Here is a 14712-nt window from a genome sequence, read left to right as displayed (position 1 = left end):
TAAATCGAGCGGAGACAGACCCAATGGCGGAAAAAGCCAAAAGCGACAGCGGCATCGTCGAGACCATCAAAACGATCTTCTGGGCGCTCCTGATCGCCGGTGTGTTCCGCACCCTGTTTTTTCAGCCCTTCTGGATTCCATCAGGCTCCATGAAAGACACGCTCTTGATTGGCGACTTCCTCTTCGTGAACAAGATGACCTATGGCTATTCTTATGCCTCTTGTCCTTCGGTGCGCATTCCGGCCATTGGCGTGAATGTGGATGCCAAAGACCTTTGCGGTTGGATGGGCAAAGGCAGCAACGAGCGCTTCATGGGCGGCGAGCCAGAGCGTGGCGATGTGGTGGTCTTCCGCCATCCGGTGACCGGCTATGACTTCATCAAACGTCTGATCGGTCTGCCTGGTGACAAAATCCAGGTGATCAACAGTGTCATCCACATCAACGGCACGCCAGTGAAACGCGAAGATGGCGGCGTCTTCCGCGAAGAATATGGCCCACAAGGCCCGCAAGGCCACCGACCCCGCTGTGAAAACGGCCCGGTTGGCGATGGCGGCGTCTGCGCAAAATCCCGCATCGTTGAAACTCTGTCAAATGGCGTGAGCTACAGCACCCTCAACATCACCGATCAACAGTCTGACCACACCGGTGTTTACACCGTGCCTGAGGGCCATTTCTTCTTCATGGGCGACAACCGCGACAACTCCACAGACAGCCGTGTACCACAGGCCGCGCGGGGCGTAGGTTTTGTGCCTTATGAAAACCTGATTGGTCGCGCCGATCGCATCATGTTCTCCTCCGCCGGTCGCTCGATGTTTGCCTTCTGGACCTGGCGTGGAGACCGATTCTTCAAGGGCGTTGAGTGAGGCTGACGTGAAGCTTTCTGCGGAACTCAAAGCACTGGAAACACGGCTGGGGCACAAATTTTCCCGGCCGGAGCTGCTGGTGCGCGCGGTCACGCACTCCTCCATGTCCTCCCCCACACGTCAGGACAATCAACGCCTTGAATTCCTTGGCGACCGCGTGCTGGGTTTGGTGATGTCGGAAGCGCTTCTCGAGCACGACAAATCCGCCGCCGAAGGCACGCTGGCGCCACGTTTCAACGCTCTGGTGCGCAAAGAAACCTGTGCCGACGTGGCCCGCGAAATCGACCTCGGCGCCGCGTTGAAGCTCGGCCGCTCGGAGATGATGTCCGGTGGCCGCCGCAAGCAAGCCTTGCTCGGTGACGCCATGGAAGCTGTGCTCGCTGCTGTTTACCGTGACGCGGGCTTTGACGTTGCCAAAGCCCTGATCCTGCGCCTTTGGGGCAACCGCGTCAAAACCGTCGACGCCGACGCTCGCGACTCAAAAACCTCGCTGCAGGAATGGGCACAGGCGCGCAAACTGCCGCCACCCAAATACGAATTGGTGAAGCGCTCCGGGCCGGATCACGCGCCGGTCTTTACCATTGCGGCCAAGTTGGAAAGCGGCGCGTCTGCAGAAGCCACAGACAGTTCTAAGCGCAAAGCAGAGCAAGCCGCGGCGAAAGCCTTGTTGGAACAGGTGAGCAAATAGCCGGGTTGTGCGGACGCATATCTCCCTTGCAAACCTCCCCCTAGCCCCTGCGCCTAAATTCCGCTACAGACGCCCCTTAACCAGTCCCAGCTGACTCACAAAGGCATGCACATGACCACACGCGCCGGATTCGTCGCCCTGATCGGAGAGCCCAACGCAGGCAAATCCACACTCACCAACCAGATGGTGGGGGCGAAGGTCTCGATTGTGACCCATAAGGTGCAGACCACCCGCGCGCGCATTCGGGGTGTGGCGCTGGAAGGTGACAGCCAGATTGTGTTTGTCGACACCCCTGGCCTGTTCCGCCCGCGCCGCCGTCTGGACCGCGCTATGGTGGCCGCCGCTTGGGGCGGCGCCGCCGATGCCGATATCATCGTGATGATGGTTGAGGCCCATCGTGGTGTGACCAAAGGTGTGGAAACCATTCTGGAGCAGCTCGAAGAAATCGGACAGGGCCGCAAGATTGCCCTGGCGATTAATAAGATCGATCGGGTGAAGTCTGACGTGCTTCTGGCGCTGACCAAGGACCTCAACGAGCGGTTCGCCTTTGTTGAGACCTTCATGATCTCCGCTGAAAAAGGCCACGGCTGTGCCGATCTGCGCGCCTGGCTGGCCAAAGAGCTGCCCGAAGGTCCCTGGCTCTACCCCGAAGATCAGATTGCCGATCTGCCCATGCGCATGATCGCCGCCGAGATCACCCGCGAAAAGCTGACTCTACGTCTGCATCAGGAACTGCCCTATCAGATGACGGTGGAAACCGAGAGCTGGGAGGAGCGCAAAGATGGCTCCGCCCGTGTGGATCAGATGATTTACGTCATGCGCGACGGCCACAAAGGCATCGTGCTCGGCAACAAAGGCGAAACCATCAAAGCGGTCTCCAAAGCTGCGCGGGAAGAGCTCGAAGAGTTCATGGGGCGCCGCATCCACCTGTTCTTGCAAGTGAAAGTGCGGCCAAACTGGCTGGAAGAGAAAGAGCGCTATTCCGAGATGGGGCTCGACTTCAGCGACGGAAACGCATGACCGCGATTAGGCCCCACACCACAGCGGCCAAAGCAAACAAAGCGATGGCAATGTGGGCGGCGGGCAACTTGTCCGACGGGATCATCCCCGCCGCTTCCAGCCCGATCAAAACTATAGCGGCCAAAAAACACAACCGCACAGTCCATGGAATTCGCAACTCTGGTCGCATAATTCACAGTCCTTCCGTACCAATTTCCCGCAAAGCGGGTGTTGGTTGCTACCATGGGTTTAATTACTTGTCATGCGATTAACGGCTGAGTTTTGGGTGCAGGCTTATTTGGCCCGATTGCGGCTGGCAGATATTCCGGCTTTTGTCGTGGCGCACGGGGATGATACCGCCGGCGCGGTTCTGGTGAAGCTCAACACGTTGGATGGGCAGGCAATTGTCTATCAACGCAGTTTTGACCTGATGACCGGCACGCGAAAATGGGTTGTTCTGGCAGAGGGCGAAGAAGTTGAGGTGGATGCCACTTTGACGCGCCAGCGCAACTTTGACACCGATGTCTGGGTGATCGAAGTGGAAGACCGTCAGGGGCGTCACCTTCTGGATGAGCCCGGCCTTTCCGACTGACCATTTATTCCACTTTCCTTTCTGCCGCTTAACGGGTCTTCTAGGCGCAAAGGAGAGGCCATGGACTGGCGCGATCAGGGCTTTGTGCTCAACACCCGGAAACACGGTGAGACCTCGGTCATCCTCGAGGTGTTCACGGCGGAGCATGGCCGCCATGCCGGCGTGGTCCGTGGGGGTGTCAGTCGTAAGATGACTCCGATTTTACAGCCCGGCGGGCAACTTGATCTGTCCTGGCGCGCGCGGTTGGCGGATCACATCGGCAGTTTCACGGTGGAGCCACTGCGGTCCCGCGCGGCTGTGTTGTCGGACCGTTTTGCCCTGGCGGGGCTTAATACAGTCACCGCCTTGTTGGCTTTCTGCCTGCCGGACCGGGAGCCGCACCCTGCGCTGTACCAACAAAGCGCGCAACTGCTTGATCTGTTGGGACAAAACGAGATCTGGCCGTTGGCCTATCTGCGCTGGGAAATGGCGTTGTTGACAGAGCTTGGCTACGGCCTCGACCTCACAGAATGCGCGGTCACGGGCAGTGCTGACAACCTCATCTATGTGTCGCCGAAGTCAGGCCGCGCGGTGTCGGCCAAAGGGGCAGGGGACTGGGCGGATCGGCTGTTGCCGCTGCCCCCCATCCTGCGTGGAGAAGGCGACGCCCCCGACGAAGAGGTGCTCCAAGCCCTGCGCACAACCGGCTATTTCCTATCCGACAAACTGGCGCCCGATCTTGGGGCCAAACCGCTCCCAGAAGCGCGGTCGCGGTTTATTGACCTCTTTGCCCGTCGGCTCAGATCCCTTTGAACACCATCTGACGCCCGGTGTCTTCATTGCTCATGACCATGTTCGGGCCGGACACTTCTATCAGCGTCATTTCGGTCAGCGCGGTGAGAAAGGCCTCTTCGTTGTCGATGCCCGAGCAATACAGCTCTTCGACAAAATCAATCTGCACCTCGACCCAGGGGTACGGTTTGCTCTGCTTGCCGGAAAATCCGTTACATGGGCCTTCGCCATGCACGGTGCCATTGGCCTCAAACGCAATCTGCGCGTCAAAGTTCACTGTAGCGCCATCTATCTCGGTGAGTTTCCAGTCATAGGCCGTCCCGCCGTATTGTGTGACTGTTTCGGTTGGTGCGCAGGCTGTCACTGCAAGCGCTGTAAGCGCACCCAAAAATCCAAATTTCATCCGTCCGCCTCGTGTAATGCCAAAATCAAATCCACAAGCGTTCCCATCGCAGGCCCGTTTGTTTGGCCGTCATGCGTGGAAAGCTCTTCCATTCCCACAAAGGCGGCATAGAGCACCCGCGTCAACTCCGGATTGGTCAATCCGACCGCTTCAAACAATTCTTGCACGTAGGACATGCGCTTGGCGTCGATCTGCGCAACGGCTTTTGCAACATCCGGGTTTTCGCGCGCCCAAGCGCGAATGGAAGGCTCCGCCGCGATGCCACCAAAATCCTCTGGTGCGCCTGCTGCGGCAATTTGCGCCAGTTCCCGAAGTTTCCGCACCGCCGTGCCCTGCTGTTCCACAAGGGTCACAATCTCTGCATAAGCCCGTGTTTCCCAGGTTTCCATCATAGCCGTCTGAAATGCTGGGACATCGTCAAAATGCCAGTAAAAAGAACCCTTTGTGGTACCCAGACGCCGTGCCAAAGGTTCCGCTTTGAGAGCCTTGGGGCCTGCTTCAGTCAAGGCTTTAAAGCCTGCCTTGATCCAGTCGTCTTTTGAAAGTCGCTTTGCCATGTCGTAACATACGCTGCCGTATTGACTCCCGCAAGTATTGGGGTCACTCCTTTCCATACGAAAGCGTATGGATTCGGGAGAATGCGATGAACAAGTGGATGATAACCGCCGCTGGGCTGCTGTTTTTGACAACTGGCGTACATGTGTTTCTGGGAGGGCCGGAGATCCATTTACCCATTCAGGAAAGCGAGTTGGCCCCATCGGTGCGGGCAGTTGGCGCGGTGATCTGGCACGCCGTGACGGTGATCTTGCTGGTCTTTGGCGGCGCGTGCGCTTGGTTGGCCAGCAATCCAAATCCACCCTTGGCGTGGATAATGGTCGCCGTACAACTCGGCTTTGTCGCGCTGTTTATCGGATACGGAATGACCCTTCTTGGCAATCTGACCGTCATGCCGCAATGGATCATCTTCATGTTGATCTCTGCTGTGATTGCGATCGGAGTTCGTGCCGACAAAGTGAAACTGTCCGGCGCAGTGACCGCCTGACGCTCACCAATTGCCCGTGTGGTCGCGCGGCGTCGCGACCACCGCATCCGGCGCGCCGTCGGCAAACTCTTTCACCTTGGCCACAAAAGTTGCGAAGTACTCTTGGCTTTGCACATGCTTCAAGGTGGCCTCGCTGTCCCAGCGTCCCCAGTGAATGCGGGTCACGCCATTGTCGGCCACCGCCACTTGATAAGAGAACCCCTGCGCCCTTGGATCATTTCCAACCGCATTGATGAAAGCCTCACAGGTGGCGACCCAGACCATGTCGTCCCCATCGTAGTCATAGGTGATCGTGATACAGCGCATTCTGCTCTCCCTTTCGATCAATATTGTCGCACAAATGACCGCAACAGCGCGCGGTGCATTATTGTTTTCCAGTTCACACTGCCCCGAAAAACGCACCTCCGCAAAACAGACATGATACCGACGTGATACCAACGTGGTTTTGAGCGGATTTTGGCCACCGATTCCTTGATGAATACAGGGCAAAGAAAAACGCGGCCCCCAAGGGAGCCGCGCAATGTCTGCTGTCTAACTGAGAGCGGGTGTCAGCCCAGCAAACGTCTCGCAATCACCTGCGCCTGAATTTCCGCTGCGCCCTCAAAGATGTTGAGGATACGCGCGTCACACAGGATGCGGCTGACGGAGTACTCGAGCGCAAAGCCGTTACCGCCATGAATTTGCAAGGCATTATCCGCTGCGGCCCAGGCCACACGGGCGCCCAGAAGCTTGGCCATGCCAGCCTCCAGATCACAGCGATGTCCGTGGTCTTTCTCCCAAGCGGAGAAGTAAGTCAGCTGACGGGCGATCATGATTTCCACCGCCATCATTGCCAGCTTACCGGCCACGCGCGGGAAGTTGATCAGGGATTTGCCAAACTGCTTGCGGTCGATGCCGTATTGTATCCCCACGTCCAGTGCCGACTGCGCCACGCCAATCGCGCGCGCCGCGGTCTGGATGCGAGCAGATTCGAAGGTTTCCATCAACTGCTTGAAACCCTTGCCTTCTTCACCGCCAAGCAGGTTCGCACCTTTGACCTTGAAGCCGTCAAAACCAAGCTCGTATTCCTTCATACCACGATAGCCGAGTACCTCGATCTCGCCGCCGGTCATGCCTTCGGTCGGGAACGGGTTTTCGTCCGTACCAGGTGTTTTTTCGGCCAGGAACATCGACAGACCTCGGTGGTCTGTGCTGTCCGGGTTGGTACGGGCCAGCAGGGTCATGACCTGTGTGCGAGCGGCGTGCGTGATCCAGGTCTTGTTGCCGGTCACTTCCCAGTTGCCGTCTTCGGTCTTCACAGCACGGGTGCGCAGGGCGCCCAGGTCGGAGCCGGTGTTGGGTTCGGTAAACACGGCTGTTGGCAGGATTTCCGCGCTGGCCAGCTTGGGCAGCCAGTGCTCTTTCTGTGCGTCGGTGCCGCCACAGAGGATCAGCTCGGCAGCAATCTCAGAACGCGTACCCAGCGAGCCGACGCCAATATAGCCGCGCGAGAGTTCCTCGGAGACCACAACCATGGAGGCTTTGGACAGGCCGAACCCGCCGTATTCTTCAGGAATGGTCAGGCCAAACACGCCCATTTCCGCAAGCTCTTCAATGATTTCCATTGGAATGAGCTCGTCTTTGAGGTGCCATTCATGGGCATTTGGTTCCACACGATCCACCGCAAACCGGCGGAATTGTTCGCGGATCATTTCCAGCTCTTCATCAAGGCCGGATTGGCCCACAGTGATGTTGGCGGACTGCTCCTGCATCAGTTCAACAAGGCGCATACGCGCGGCTTGAGAGTTGCCTTTGTCGCAGAGCGTCATGACTTCTGGCGCCATCAAACCGCGGGTTTCGTCTTGAGACAGGCCAAGATCCTGCAGACGCACAATCTCGCCCTGGCTCATCGGAATGCCGCCATAGACCTGCCAGAGGTACTCACCAAAGGCGATTTGGTGAATGATCTGTTCGATCTCACCAAATTTACCTTCGCCGTCGAGTTTCTCTGCCCAGGCCTGCATCTGATTCAAGGATTGCGCATAAGTCGCCAGCCAGCTCAGTCCATGTGCTGCCGTTTGGTGCTGTTCCATCAGCTTGCCGGACACCCGGCCGTTCTCGGACACGGTGTCTTTCACCCGCGCGATCGCGGTCTCAAGAATGCTCTCTACCGGCGCAACGGCTGCTCCGGTCAGTTTCAGAAGATCAGGAAGAATCACTGAGTTTGTCATCGCCAAGTCCTGTCCATCATGCGCCATACGTCTAAAACCCTCTAATGCTGCACTGTGACATAATCCTTTTGCAGGTGCAGCGCAACAAAAATACCAAACCGACGCGCTATTTGGTTGTTTGTTTCGCGTGAAATCTTTGCTGCCCTGTGATTTGGGTCCTATAGCAAGGTATGGATTCTCTACTTTTGACTTACACTCCTCAAGCATTGGTTTTCTGTGCGAGCGTTGCGTTGCTTGCGGGAACCATCAAAGGCATGGTTGGATTTGGTATGCCCATGGTGCTGATTTCAGGGCTAAGTACCTTCCTCGCGCCGGAGGTGGCCTTGGCGGGGCTCATTTTCCCCACCGTATTCAGCAACGGCTTTCAGGCGTTCCGTCATGGCGCAGGCGCGGCATGGTCGTCTCTTAAACGCTTTCGCCGCTTCCTGATTGCCGGCGGTATCGCCATGGTGATCAGTGCGCAATTTGTGCGCTGGGTGCCCTCGAGCGCTTTGCTGCTGATGATTGGCGTGCCGGTGGCCTTTTTTGCCGTAACCCAGTTGCTTGGCCGTCCTATTCGCCTGTCAAAACCAAGTGCAAAAGGGGAGGTGGCCGTGGGCACGGTTGCAGGCGCCATAGGTGGCGTGTCCGGGGTCTGGGGGCCGCCCACGGTGACCTATCTCACCGCGATAGGCACTGAAAAAGCTGAACAAATCCGCATTCAAGGCGTGATTTACGGCCTCGGCGCGGTGCTTTTGACCTTCGCCCATATTGGATCTGGCGTGCTAAACCGTGACACGGCCATGCTTTCCGCTTTTGTTGTGGGCCCGGCGCTCTTGGGCATGTGGATCGGGACGTCCATTTCAGATCGCATTGACCAAAAGATGTTCCAGCGTCTGACTTTGATCGTTTTGTTATTGGCCTCTTTCAACCTCATCCGCCGCGCGCTGTTCTAACCACCTTCTCGACTTGTCCCCGCGCGTCTGGTCGCTAGGATGCCTTTGACGCGCAAGGAGGAAACACCTGTGTCCCAGATCAACGCATCTCTGCGCGTGGCCTCCGTGAGCCTTGCGATTTTGGCCGCTATTGCCACCGGCTGGTTCTTGAATGCCGCGCAGGCCATTTTGGTACCCATTGTGCTTGGCGCGCTGCTGGCGTTTCTGATGGACGGCATTTCCCGCTCCATGGGCCGTATTCCGCTCTACGCAAAATATGTGCCGGATTGGCTACGTTTGATGCTGACCACAGTTGTTCTGTTTGTGGTGTTGGCTGGCTTGATCAGCTTTTTTGCCCGCAACCTTGATCCGGTGGTGCGCGCGATGCCGGACTACCTGCAGCGGCTCTCGCAGACCACGTCTGATGTGGCGGCCCGATTTGACGTGGAGTTTGAGCTCACGTGGCAATCCGTCGACCGTTTGGTGTTTGATAATATCGACATCCAAAGTCTCATTCGAATGACCGTGAACTCCGTGAGCTACTCCGCCGGATACCTCGCTTTGGTGTTCCTTTATGCCATCCTGTTCCTGATCGAACGCGACAGCATCCCCAAAAAAGTAGCGGCAATTGTTCCCGATGATCGGTCGCAATCCAATGTCTGGCAGACAATCGACTTAATCACAGCCCAGATTGGCACCTATTTCACCACAAAAACCCTGATCAACGTGGTTTTAGGCGTGTTGTGTTGGGTGATTTTCCTGTTCTTCGGCCTCGAATTTGCCGCCTTCTTTGCCGTCACAACAGCGATCTTCAACTACATTCCCTATGTCGGGTCATGGATTGCCATGGCGCTGCCAATGCTTTTTGCAGTGGGCGACTGGGGCTTGAACATGGACGTTGGGTTGTTGTTTGCCGCGCTGTGTGGCGCGCAATTTGGTGTCGGCTACTTCTGGGAGCCGCGCCTGATGGGGCGCTCCATGAACCTTAGTCCGGTGATCGTGATGGTGTCTCTCGCCTCCTGGACCGCCGTCTGGGGGCTTATTGGGGCAATTCTATCGGTGATCCTGACCTCAGGGATCATGACCATCATGTCGTTTTTTCAGGCGACCCGTCCTTTGGCAATTCTGCTCACCAACGACGGAGAAATCCCGTGGTTGGACGACATGGAGGGTGAGGGCTAACTCACCCCTCTTCGTTCACCCGATCGTACCAGGTCAAAAGCGCATCGATGTCGGCGGGCACATTGGTGGCCATACCGCCGGCGAACTCTTCAAACACCTCGGCGTTCAAAGGGTTGGTCCCGGCAATCACCGTTGCGCCTTTTTCAAGTGCTTCAGCAAGCAGATCGCGAAACCCTCGTCCCTCGGCTTCCTGCTTTCCAAACTTGTTGAGCAGAAAAACATCAAAGTCGGCCTGCATGGAGTGCCCAACCGCGGTCACGGCAGACGCCATCGCATCTGGGTCCAACCGACAGCCCTTGGCCTCTTTGCCGAGATTCTGTGAAATCCGAATGATCGGTCCATCGGGCAGCACACGAACATCCATGTCGCAGCCATGGTATGATCCGCATTCTGTGTTGGTTTGCACAATTCCGCGCGCCGTCAGGCCACGCTCTTCCAGCCGCGCCGCGAGATCTGACAGCAGCAAATCCAGTTCGCCCCGTCCGTGGGCCATCGTGTATGCAATTTTCATCATGAGTCAGTAGATAGGTATGTTGATTGGGAAAGCAATTGCGATCCCAGTGTGCGGGTTACTCAAGGGACTTGGGCAACAGCTTGTTGATCAGGGAAACCAAAAACGCGGTCGAAATACCGAAGCACAGAATGCCGGTCACGCCGCCAAAGGCACCAAACACGCGAAACTCCACTGGCAGGACTACGTCGCCGTAGCCAACTGTGGTGTAGGTCACGAGTGAGAAGTAGAGCGCGTCATAGAGGAACTCAAAGGCGTCCATGTAGAGCAGTACAGCGGCCCAGAGCCAGACCTGGACTGTATGTGAGCTTACGATCATGACAAACGCTGCCCCTACCACAGTTACGGTGCGCACCATACGGTTGCGGTTTTTGACCCATCGGCCAATGTGCGCCAATGCCTCGATCATACCGGCCAGTAGTCCGACGTGGATAAGTGCGCAGGCACTTAGTACTACAGAGCCCCACAGCAACTGGTCGTGTTGGCTCATAAAAAGTGTCTCTGGGATCATAGCATCGCTCTTGATTGTCGATGCAAGTTGCCATGGGCGACTACAGGGCACAAGCCGGTCACAAGGTCACAAGGTCACATCGTTTCCACGCAGTGACGCCGAAACGCACGCTTCAACATGTCCAGTTCTGCGCGCAGAAGGTCAATCTCAGCGCGCAAATCGCCTGCCAGTGCTTCGCCTGCAATAAAGCTCACTGTATCGAGGCGCTTTTCGGTGGATTGATCTGTGATGACAACGGTTTGCACCCCATCCGACAGGCTCTCTTTCGGGATCGGGAAGCGCAATCGCCAGAGACCAGCTTCCTCCGTCTGGTCAATTGCTACATCGGCAACCGCCTCGCCAAGGTAGGTGACGTGCACCTGCGGCTTTGGTGCGGATGCCTCCATTGTCTTAAGGGTCCCTTCCCAAACACCTTCGAACAGGCGTGTCTTTGTCAGTGTGAGTTCGCTCATCTGGGCATCCTCAATAAGTGTTTAGAACTCGGCCCGCGGTCGGCGGGAGAAGGTGACATCCCTTAGGACAACCTGGTTCATTTCGGGACCCTCAAAGATCAGGTCGATCCACATTTTCTCGACGCGTTTTTCGTTGAGGTTGGAATATGCAAGATCAAACTCGACCCGAATGTCCTCGGCCTGCAAAGGGAGTTCGCGCACAATCTGTTCGGTATTCGGCCCGTGACGAATGTTCAATCGCGCAAAGATCTCCAGCGGCTTTTCCATTTCGACAATCGTGTCCATGCGCACCACATGCTCACGTTTCAACCCGGAGACCGCCTCTTGTGGCAAGTCGATCACCAAAGACAGGAACGAGCCATCAAACCGGAAAACATCCATGCGCAAACCAAAGGGCGCGAGGTCTTTTTCCCGATGGTTTCGAAGTTGGCGCAAGGTAAGTTCGGAGATCCGGCAGTCATGAAAAAGCGTTACCTCTTCGCCAAGCATTTCCTTGTTTTGTACAGCCGCGCGCCCCTTGGCCGGAATGGGTTCCCGCCACAGTGCGGGGCGCCAGGACCAATCCGTCCCATGCGGCTTTGGAAAAGCGTTTGAACCGATGATTGGCAAGGCCAACCGGCTCTCGGACACCGCAATAAGTGTATCCAGATGTTGCCGGAGAGTACGCGCGCGACGACGTTGGGCTCGGAGTGTAGCCAAATCGGTCTCGGACGCTTTGCGTGCATTGCGAGCCCAATAGCGCGCAAGACCGGAATGAAGCGCCTGCTGAAAGAAACGTCTGCTTTTTGCCATCTGCCCTGGAACCATGACCTATTGTTGCTGGCGGAGAAACGATCTGCGGCCTTCGTTCTGATTATTTAGCGAAATGCTTACGATAGGACAAATGGGCTTTCACTCCGTTCCTCATGAAATTTCAGTGTGTTGCATGCGCTCAATCGCCGTTGCGCAACAAAATAGGGAAAATTCCGCTTCGAATAGAACGCAAAACCCGCGTAGAAACAGAGTTTGGTGCTGATTTCGAGGCACGACATTGATTGCAATTTCTGACGTAGCGTCTTATCTCATCCCGAATTGGAACCAGAGGACTCCGATCACATGAACTGGATCACAAACTACGTCCGCCCGCGGATCAACTCGATCTTTTCTCGCAGAGAAGTTCCAGACAATCTCTGGACCAAATGTGATGAGTGCGGGACGATGTTGTTCCACCGCGAATTGAAGGCCAACCAGAACGTTTGCACGCAGTGTGACCATCACATGGCCATTTCGCCACGTGATCGTTTTGAAGCGCTTTTTGATGGCGGCGTATTTGTTGAAGTTGAGGTTCCAGAACCGGTTGCCGATCCGCTGCAGTTCCGCGACCAGAAGAAGTATCCGGAGCGCATGAAGGCCGCGCAAAAGAAAACCGGCGAAAAAGAAGCCATGTTGGTGGCGGAAGGTGAAATTGGCCGGACCCCGATTGTTGCGGCCTGCCAGGACTTCTCTTTCATGGGCGGCTCCATGGGCATGTACGTCGGCAATGCCATTATTGCTGCTGCTGAGCGCGCCATCGCGCTACAACGCCCATTGGTGCTGTTTTCTGCAGCAGGTGGCGCACGGATGCAGGAAGGTATCCTGTCTCTGATGCAGATGCCGCGCACAACCGTCGCTGTGCAAATGCTGAAAGAAGCGGGCCTGCCCTACGTTGTTGTGCTCACGCACCCGACCACAGGCGGTGTGACGGCGTCCTATGCGATGTTGGGTGACGTCCAGATTTCCGAGCCAAACGCCTTGATCTGCTTTGCAGGTCCGCGTGTGATTCAGCAAACCATTGGCGAAAAGCTCCCGGAAGGCTTCCAACGTGCAGAATACTTGCTGGACCACGGCATGCTGGATCGCGTGACCAAGCGGACCGAGCTGAAATCCGAGTTGGTGACGATCCTGCGGATGCTCATGGGGATGTCGCCGGCCGTAGCCGGAGATTTGCCCGCGCCTCAGAAAGCCGAAGAAGTGGCCGAGGCACCTGAAGAAAAAGCCGAAGAGGCGAAAACGGAATAATACGGTCGCGAATGCGTCGTTGGAAATGGGCTTTCGGCATGTAAACCGGAGGCCCGTTTTGTTTAGAACCACCAAGACTTTCGGAGCACACTATGGGCACTCCCGCAAACACATCCGACGCGATCCTCGCGCGCATGATGGCGCTTCATCCCAAAATCATCGATCTGACCTTGGACCGGATGTGGCGCTTGTTGGAGGCGCTTGGCAATCCTCAGGAAAAATTGCCGCCGGTTGTGCATTTGGCAGGCACCAACGGCAAGGGCAGCACGCAGGCGATGATCCGCGCCGGCCTGGAAGGGCGTGGTGACAAGGTACATGCCTACACAAGCCCTCATCTCACCCGATTTCATGAGCGCATCCGTCTGGCAGGAGAACTGATTGATGAGGCACATCTTTCCGCGGTTCTGGACGAGTGCTGGGAGGCCAATAACAAGCTAAACATCACCTATTTTGAGATCACGACCTGTGCCGCCATTCTGGCTTTTTCCCGCACCGCAGCGGATTACACCCTGCTGGAGGTCGGATTGGGCGGTCGATTGGACGCAACCAATGTTATCGATACACCAGAGCTCACAGTGATCATGCCTGTATCCAAGGATCATGAGCAGTTTCTTGGCGAAACCATTGCGGAAATCGCCGCCGAGAAAGCCGGAATTCTCAAGCGTGGGGTGCATTGTGTAGTGGGGCCGCAATGTGATGAAGCAATGGACGTCATCGAGCAGGTTGCCGCGCGCGTGGGAGCACCTCTCATTGCCTATGGCCAACATTGGCACGTGTATGAAGAACGCGGTCGTCTGGTGTTTCAGGACGAACGTGGGTTGCTGGACCTACCTTTGCCGGCGCTGGCTGGAGACCATCAAATCCAGAATGCCGGGGCTGCGCTTGCGGCTCTTCGCCATTTGGGAGCGGACGAGGCTGCTTGTGAAGCCGCCGTGCGCAACGTGAGTTGGCCGGCTCGGATGCAGCGGTTGAAAGAGGGGCCGTTGGTTGAGGCCGCTGCGGGTGCGGAATTGTGGCTGGACGGCGGACACAATGCAGCCGCTGGTAAAGCCTTGGCAGATGTGATCTCCAAACTGCCAAAGCGTCCCACACATTTGGTGTGTGGCATGCTGAACACCAAAGACATCCTAGGATATTTGTCTCCGTTGGCTGAGGTGTCGGATACTTTAACAGCCGTTTCAATCCCGGGTGAGGCAAACACGTTGCCTGCAGAAGAAACCGCCCGCGCGGCACAGGAAGCTGGATTTAAGGCGGGTGAAAGCGCAAATGTGTTGCAGGCCGTGGACGATATTGCGTCTCGGTTTCCTAAAGGCCGCATATTAATCTGTGGCTCGCTCTACCTTGCTGGCGCGGTGTTGCGAGAAAACGCCTAAACACCGTGCAAGCTTGGCCTTGCCAGTGAGGTAGCCGAATCACCCTGTTGACTGATTCGAATCGGTACACGTATAGTTGTCCCAACGTCTCTTTCGCCAAATTGAAATCTAAAAGCGAAGCGACCCTTGGACAGGCAGGCAGGAAAGTGGGGGGCGGACAGCCC

General features: G+C 56.6%; 19 protein-coding genes and 1 pseudogene. 10 read left to right on the top strand and 10 right to left on the bottom strand.

Going from position 1 to position 14712, the window contains the following annotated elements; all coding sequences use genetic code 11:
- The first annotated feature begins 23 nt into the window (after window positions 1–23).
- The 3 genes from lepB (at window position 24) to era (ending at window position 2571) form a co-directional block, all read left to right on the top strand.
- Complete coding sequence (gene lepB / locus MK208_RS12550) at window positions 24–863, top strand: signal peptidase I (protein WP_294117175.1); 840 nt, start codon at window positions 24–26, stop codon at window positions 861–863.
- 7 nt (window positions 864–870) lie between these two features.
- Entirely contained in the window at window positions 871–1551 is a 681-nt protein-coding gene (gene rnc, locus MK208_RS12545; RefSeq protein ID WP_294116991.1) for a ribonuclease III, read from the top strand.
- Window positions 1552–1662: 111 nt separating this feature from the next.
- Window positions 1663–2571, top strand: a complete 909-nt coding sequence (gene era / locus MK208_RS12540; RefSeq protein ID WP_294116990.1) for a GTPase Era — start codon at window positions 1663–1665, stop codon at window positions 2569–2571.
- Here the strand turns inward: era and MK208_RS12535 are convergent.
- Window positions 2552–2740, bottom strand: coding sequence for a hypothetical protein (locus MK208_RS12535; RefSeq protein WP_294116988.1), 189 nt, complete (start codon window positions 2738–2740; stop codon window positions 2552–2554). The two genes, era and MK208_RS12535, sit on opposite strands and share 20 nt — an antisense overlap.
- A gap of 72 nt (window positions 2741–2812) precedes the next feature.
- On the opposite strand from MK208_RS12535, the gene MK208_RS12530 reads away from it, so the two are divergent.
- On the top strand, window positions 2813–3142 hold the full coding sequence (locus MK208_RS12530; protein WP_294116986.1) for a DUF1491 family protein: 330 nt from the start codon (window positions 2813–2815) through the stop codon (window positions 3140–3142).
- Window positions 3143–3202: 60 nt separating this feature from the next.
- Window positions 3203–3934, top strand: coding sequence for a DNA repair protein RecO (gene recO, locus MK208_RS12525; protein WP_294116985.1), 732 nt, complete (start codon window positions 3203–3205; stop codon window positions 3932–3934).
- Here recO and MK208_RS12520 read toward each other — a convergent pair.
- The 3 genes and pseudogenes from MK208_RS12520 to MK208_RS12510 form a co-directional block, all read right to left on the bottom strand.
- Window positions 3921–4316 (bottom strand): META domain-containing protein, encoded by a 396-nt coding sequence (locus MK208_RS12520; protein WP_294116982.1) that lies wholly within the window; start codon window positions 4314–4316, stop codon window positions 3921–3923. The genes recO and MK208_RS12520 overlap by 14 nt on opposite strands.
- A complete protein-coding gene (locus MK208_RS12515; RefSeq protein WP_294117177.1) occupies window positions 4313–4708 on the bottom strand; it encodes a hypothetical protein in 396 nt (131 codons plus the stop codon). Before MK208_RS12515 ends, MK208_RS12520 begins: the two co-directional genes overlap by 4 nt.
- Before the next feature lie 36 nt (window positions 4709–4744).
- A pseudogene (locus MK208_RS12510) lies at window positions 4745–4873 on the bottom strand (TetR/AcrR family transcriptional regulator); the annotation flags it as partial.
- A gap of 86 nt (window positions 4874–4959) precedes the next feature.
- On the opposite strand from MK208_RS12510, the gene MK208_RS12505 reads away from it, so the two are divergent.
- On the top strand, window positions 4960–5358 hold the full coding sequence (locus MK208_RS12505) for a hypothetical protein (protein ID WP_294116979.1): 399 nt from the start codon (window positions 4960–4962) through the stop codon (window positions 5356–5358).
- Window positions 5359–5361: 3 nt separating this feature from the next.
- On the opposite strand, the gene MK208_RS12500 is transcribed toward MK208_RS12505, so the two are convergent.
- Entirely contained in the window at window positions 5362–5664 is a 303-nt protein-coding gene (locus tag MK208_RS12500) for a hypothetical protein (RefSeq protein WP_294116977.1), read from the bottom strand.
- A 242-nt stretch (window positions 5665–5906) separates the two neighbouring features.
- On the bottom strand, window positions 5907–7595 hold the full coding sequence (locus MK208_RS12495; protein ID WP_294116972.1) for an acyl-CoA dehydrogenase family protein: 1689 nt from the start codon (window positions 7593–7595) through the stop codon (window positions 5907–5909).
- Between the two features lie 143 nt (window positions 7596–7738).
- Between MK208_RS12495 and MK208_RS12490 the strand changes: the two genes are divergently transcribed.
- Together MK208_RS12490 and MK208_RS12485 are read left to right on the top strand one after the other, a co-directional pair.
- Window positions 7739–8503 (top strand): sulfite exporter TauE/SafE family protein, encoded by a 765-nt coding sequence (locus MK208_RS12490; protein WP_294116971.1) that lies wholly within the window; start codon window positions 7739–7741, stop codon window positions 8501–8503.
- A 69-nt stretch (window positions 8504–8572) separates the two neighbouring features.
- Window positions 8573–9664 (top strand): AI-2E family transporter, encoded by a 1092-nt coding sequence (locus MK208_RS12485; protein ID WP_294116969.1) that lies wholly within the window; start codon window positions 8573–8575, stop codon window positions 9662–9664.
- A gap of 1 nt (window position 9665) precedes the next feature.
- On the opposite strand, the gene MK208_RS12480 is transcribed toward MK208_RS12485, so the two are convergent.
- The 4 genes from MK208_RS12480 to MK208_RS12465 form a co-directional block, all read right to left on the bottom strand.
- Window positions 9666–10178 carry a DUF2478 domain-containing protein gene (locus MK208_RS12480; protein ID WP_366010970.1) on the bottom strand — a complete coding sequence of 171 codons (513 nt, stop codon included), beginning with the start codon at window positions 10176–10178 and terminating at the stop codon, window positions 9666–9668.
- 55 nt (window positions 10179–10233) lie between these two features.
- On the bottom strand, window positions 10234–10686 hold the full coding sequence (locus tag MK208_RS12475) for a potassium channel family protein (protein WP_294116967.1): 453 nt from the start codon (window positions 10684–10686) through the stop codon (window positions 10234–10236).
- Between the two features lie 74 nt (window positions 10687–10760).
- Window positions 10761–11138 carry a hypothetical protein gene (locus MK208_RS12470; RefSeq protein WP_294116965.1) on the bottom strand — a complete coding sequence of 126 codons (378 nt, stop codon included), beginning with the start codon at window positions 11136–11138 and terminating at the stop codon, window positions 10761–10763.
- A 21-nt stretch (window positions 11139–11159) separates the two neighbouring features.
- On the bottom strand, window positions 11160–11930 hold the full coding sequence (locus MK208_RS12465) for a DUF6478 family protein (protein WP_294116963.1): 771 nt from the start codon (window positions 11928–11930) through the stop codon (window positions 11160–11162).
- A 303-nt stretch (window positions 11931–12233) separates the two neighbouring features.
- Here MK208_RS12465 and accD point away from each other — a divergent pair, with 303 nt between their 5' ends.
- On the top strand, window positions 12234–13175 hold the full coding sequence (gene accD, locus MK208_RS12460) for an acetyl-CoA carboxylase, carboxyltransferase subunit beta (protein WP_294116961.1): 942 nt from the start codon (window positions 12234–12236) through the stop codon (window positions 13173–13175).
- A gap of 92 nt (window positions 13176–13267) precedes the next feature.
- Window positions 13268–14548, top strand: coding sequence for a folylpolyglutamate synthase/dihydrofolate synthase family protein (locus MK208_RS12455; protein ID WP_294116960.1), 1281 nt, complete (start codon window positions 13268–13270; stop codon window positions 14546–14548).
- Window positions 14549–14712 lie beyond the last annotated feature (164 nt).

The sequence above is a fragment of the Shimia sp. genome (genome assembly GCF_022448905.1).
Lineage (GTDB): Bacteria > Pseudomonadota > Alphaproteobacteria > Rhodobacterales > Rhodobacteraceae > Shimia.
Note: the sequence above shows the minus strand (reverse complement) of the source record. Positions and strands in the feature narration are given on the sequence as shown.

Excerpts from the sequence above, each read along its gene's own strand:
- MK208_RS12470 (WP_294116965.1), bottom strand. The coding sequence starts at position 11,138 with ATGAGCGAACTCACACTGACAAAGACACGCCTGTTCGAAGGTGTTTGG.
- MK208_RS12490 (WP_294116971.1), top strand. The coding sequence starts at position 7,739 with ATGGATTCTCTACTTTTGACTTACACTCCTCAAGCATTGGTTTTCTGT.
- MK208_RS12465 (WP_294116963.1), bottom strand. The coding sequence starts at position 11,930 with ATGGCAAAAAGCAGACGTTTCTTTCAGCAGGCGCTTCATTCCGGTCTT.
- MK208_RS12480 (WP_366010970.1), bottom strand. The coding sequence starts at position 10,178 with ATGATGAAAATTGCATACACGATGGCCCACGGACGGGGCGAACTGGAT.
- MK208_RS12515 (WP_294117177.1), bottom strand. The coding sequence starts at position 4,708 with ATGATGGAAACCTGGGAAACACGGGCTTATGCAGAGATTGTGACCCTT.
- MK208_RS12500 (WP_294116977.1), bottom strand. The coding sequence starts at position 5,664 with ATGCGCTGTATCACGATCACCTATGACTACGATGGGGACGACATGGTC.
- MK208_RS12475 (WP_294116967.1), bottom strand. The coding sequence starts at position 10,686 with ATGATCCCAGAGACACTTTTTATGAGCCAACACGACCAGTTGCTGTGG.
- MK208_RS12520 (WP_294116982.1), bottom strand. The coding sequence starts at position 4,316 with ATGAAATTTGGATTTTTGGGTGCGCTTACAGCGCTTGCAGTGACAGCC.
- lepB (WP_294117175.1), top strand. The coding sequence starts at position 24 with ATGGCGGAAAAAGCCAAAAGCGACAGCGGCATCGTCGAGACCATCAAA.
- MK208_RS12505 (WP_294116979.1), top strand. The coding sequence starts at position 4,960 with ATGAACAAGTGGATGATAACCGCCGCTGGGCTGCTGTTTTTGACAACT.
- accD (WP_294116961.1), top strand. The coding sequence starts at position 12,234 with ATGAACTGGATCACAAACTACGTCCGCCCGCGGATCAACTCGATCTTT.
- MK208_RS12535 (WP_294116988.1), bottom strand. The coding sequence starts at position 2,740 with ATGCGACCAGAGTTGCGAATTCCATGGACTGTGCGGTTGTGTTTTTTG.
- MK208_RS12530 (WP_294116986.1), top strand. The coding sequence starts at position 2,813 with ATGCGATTAACGGCTGAGTTTTGGGTGCAGGCTTATTTGGCCCGATTG.
- era (WP_294116990.1), top strand. The coding sequence starts at position 1,663 with ATGACCACACGCGCCGGATTCGTCGCCCTGATCGGAGAGCCCAACGCA.
- MK208_RS12455 (WP_294116960.1), top strand. The coding sequence starts at position 13,268 with ATGGGCACTCCCGCAAACACATCCGACGCGATCCTCGCGCGCATGATG.
- MK208_RS12495 (WP_294116972.1), bottom strand. The coding sequence starts at position 7,595 with ATGGCGCATGATGGACAGGACTTGGCGATGACAAACTCAGTGATTCTT.
- recO (WP_294116985.1), top strand. The coding sequence starts at position 3,203 with ATGGACTGGCGCGATCAGGGCTTTGTGCTCAACACCCGGAAACACGGT.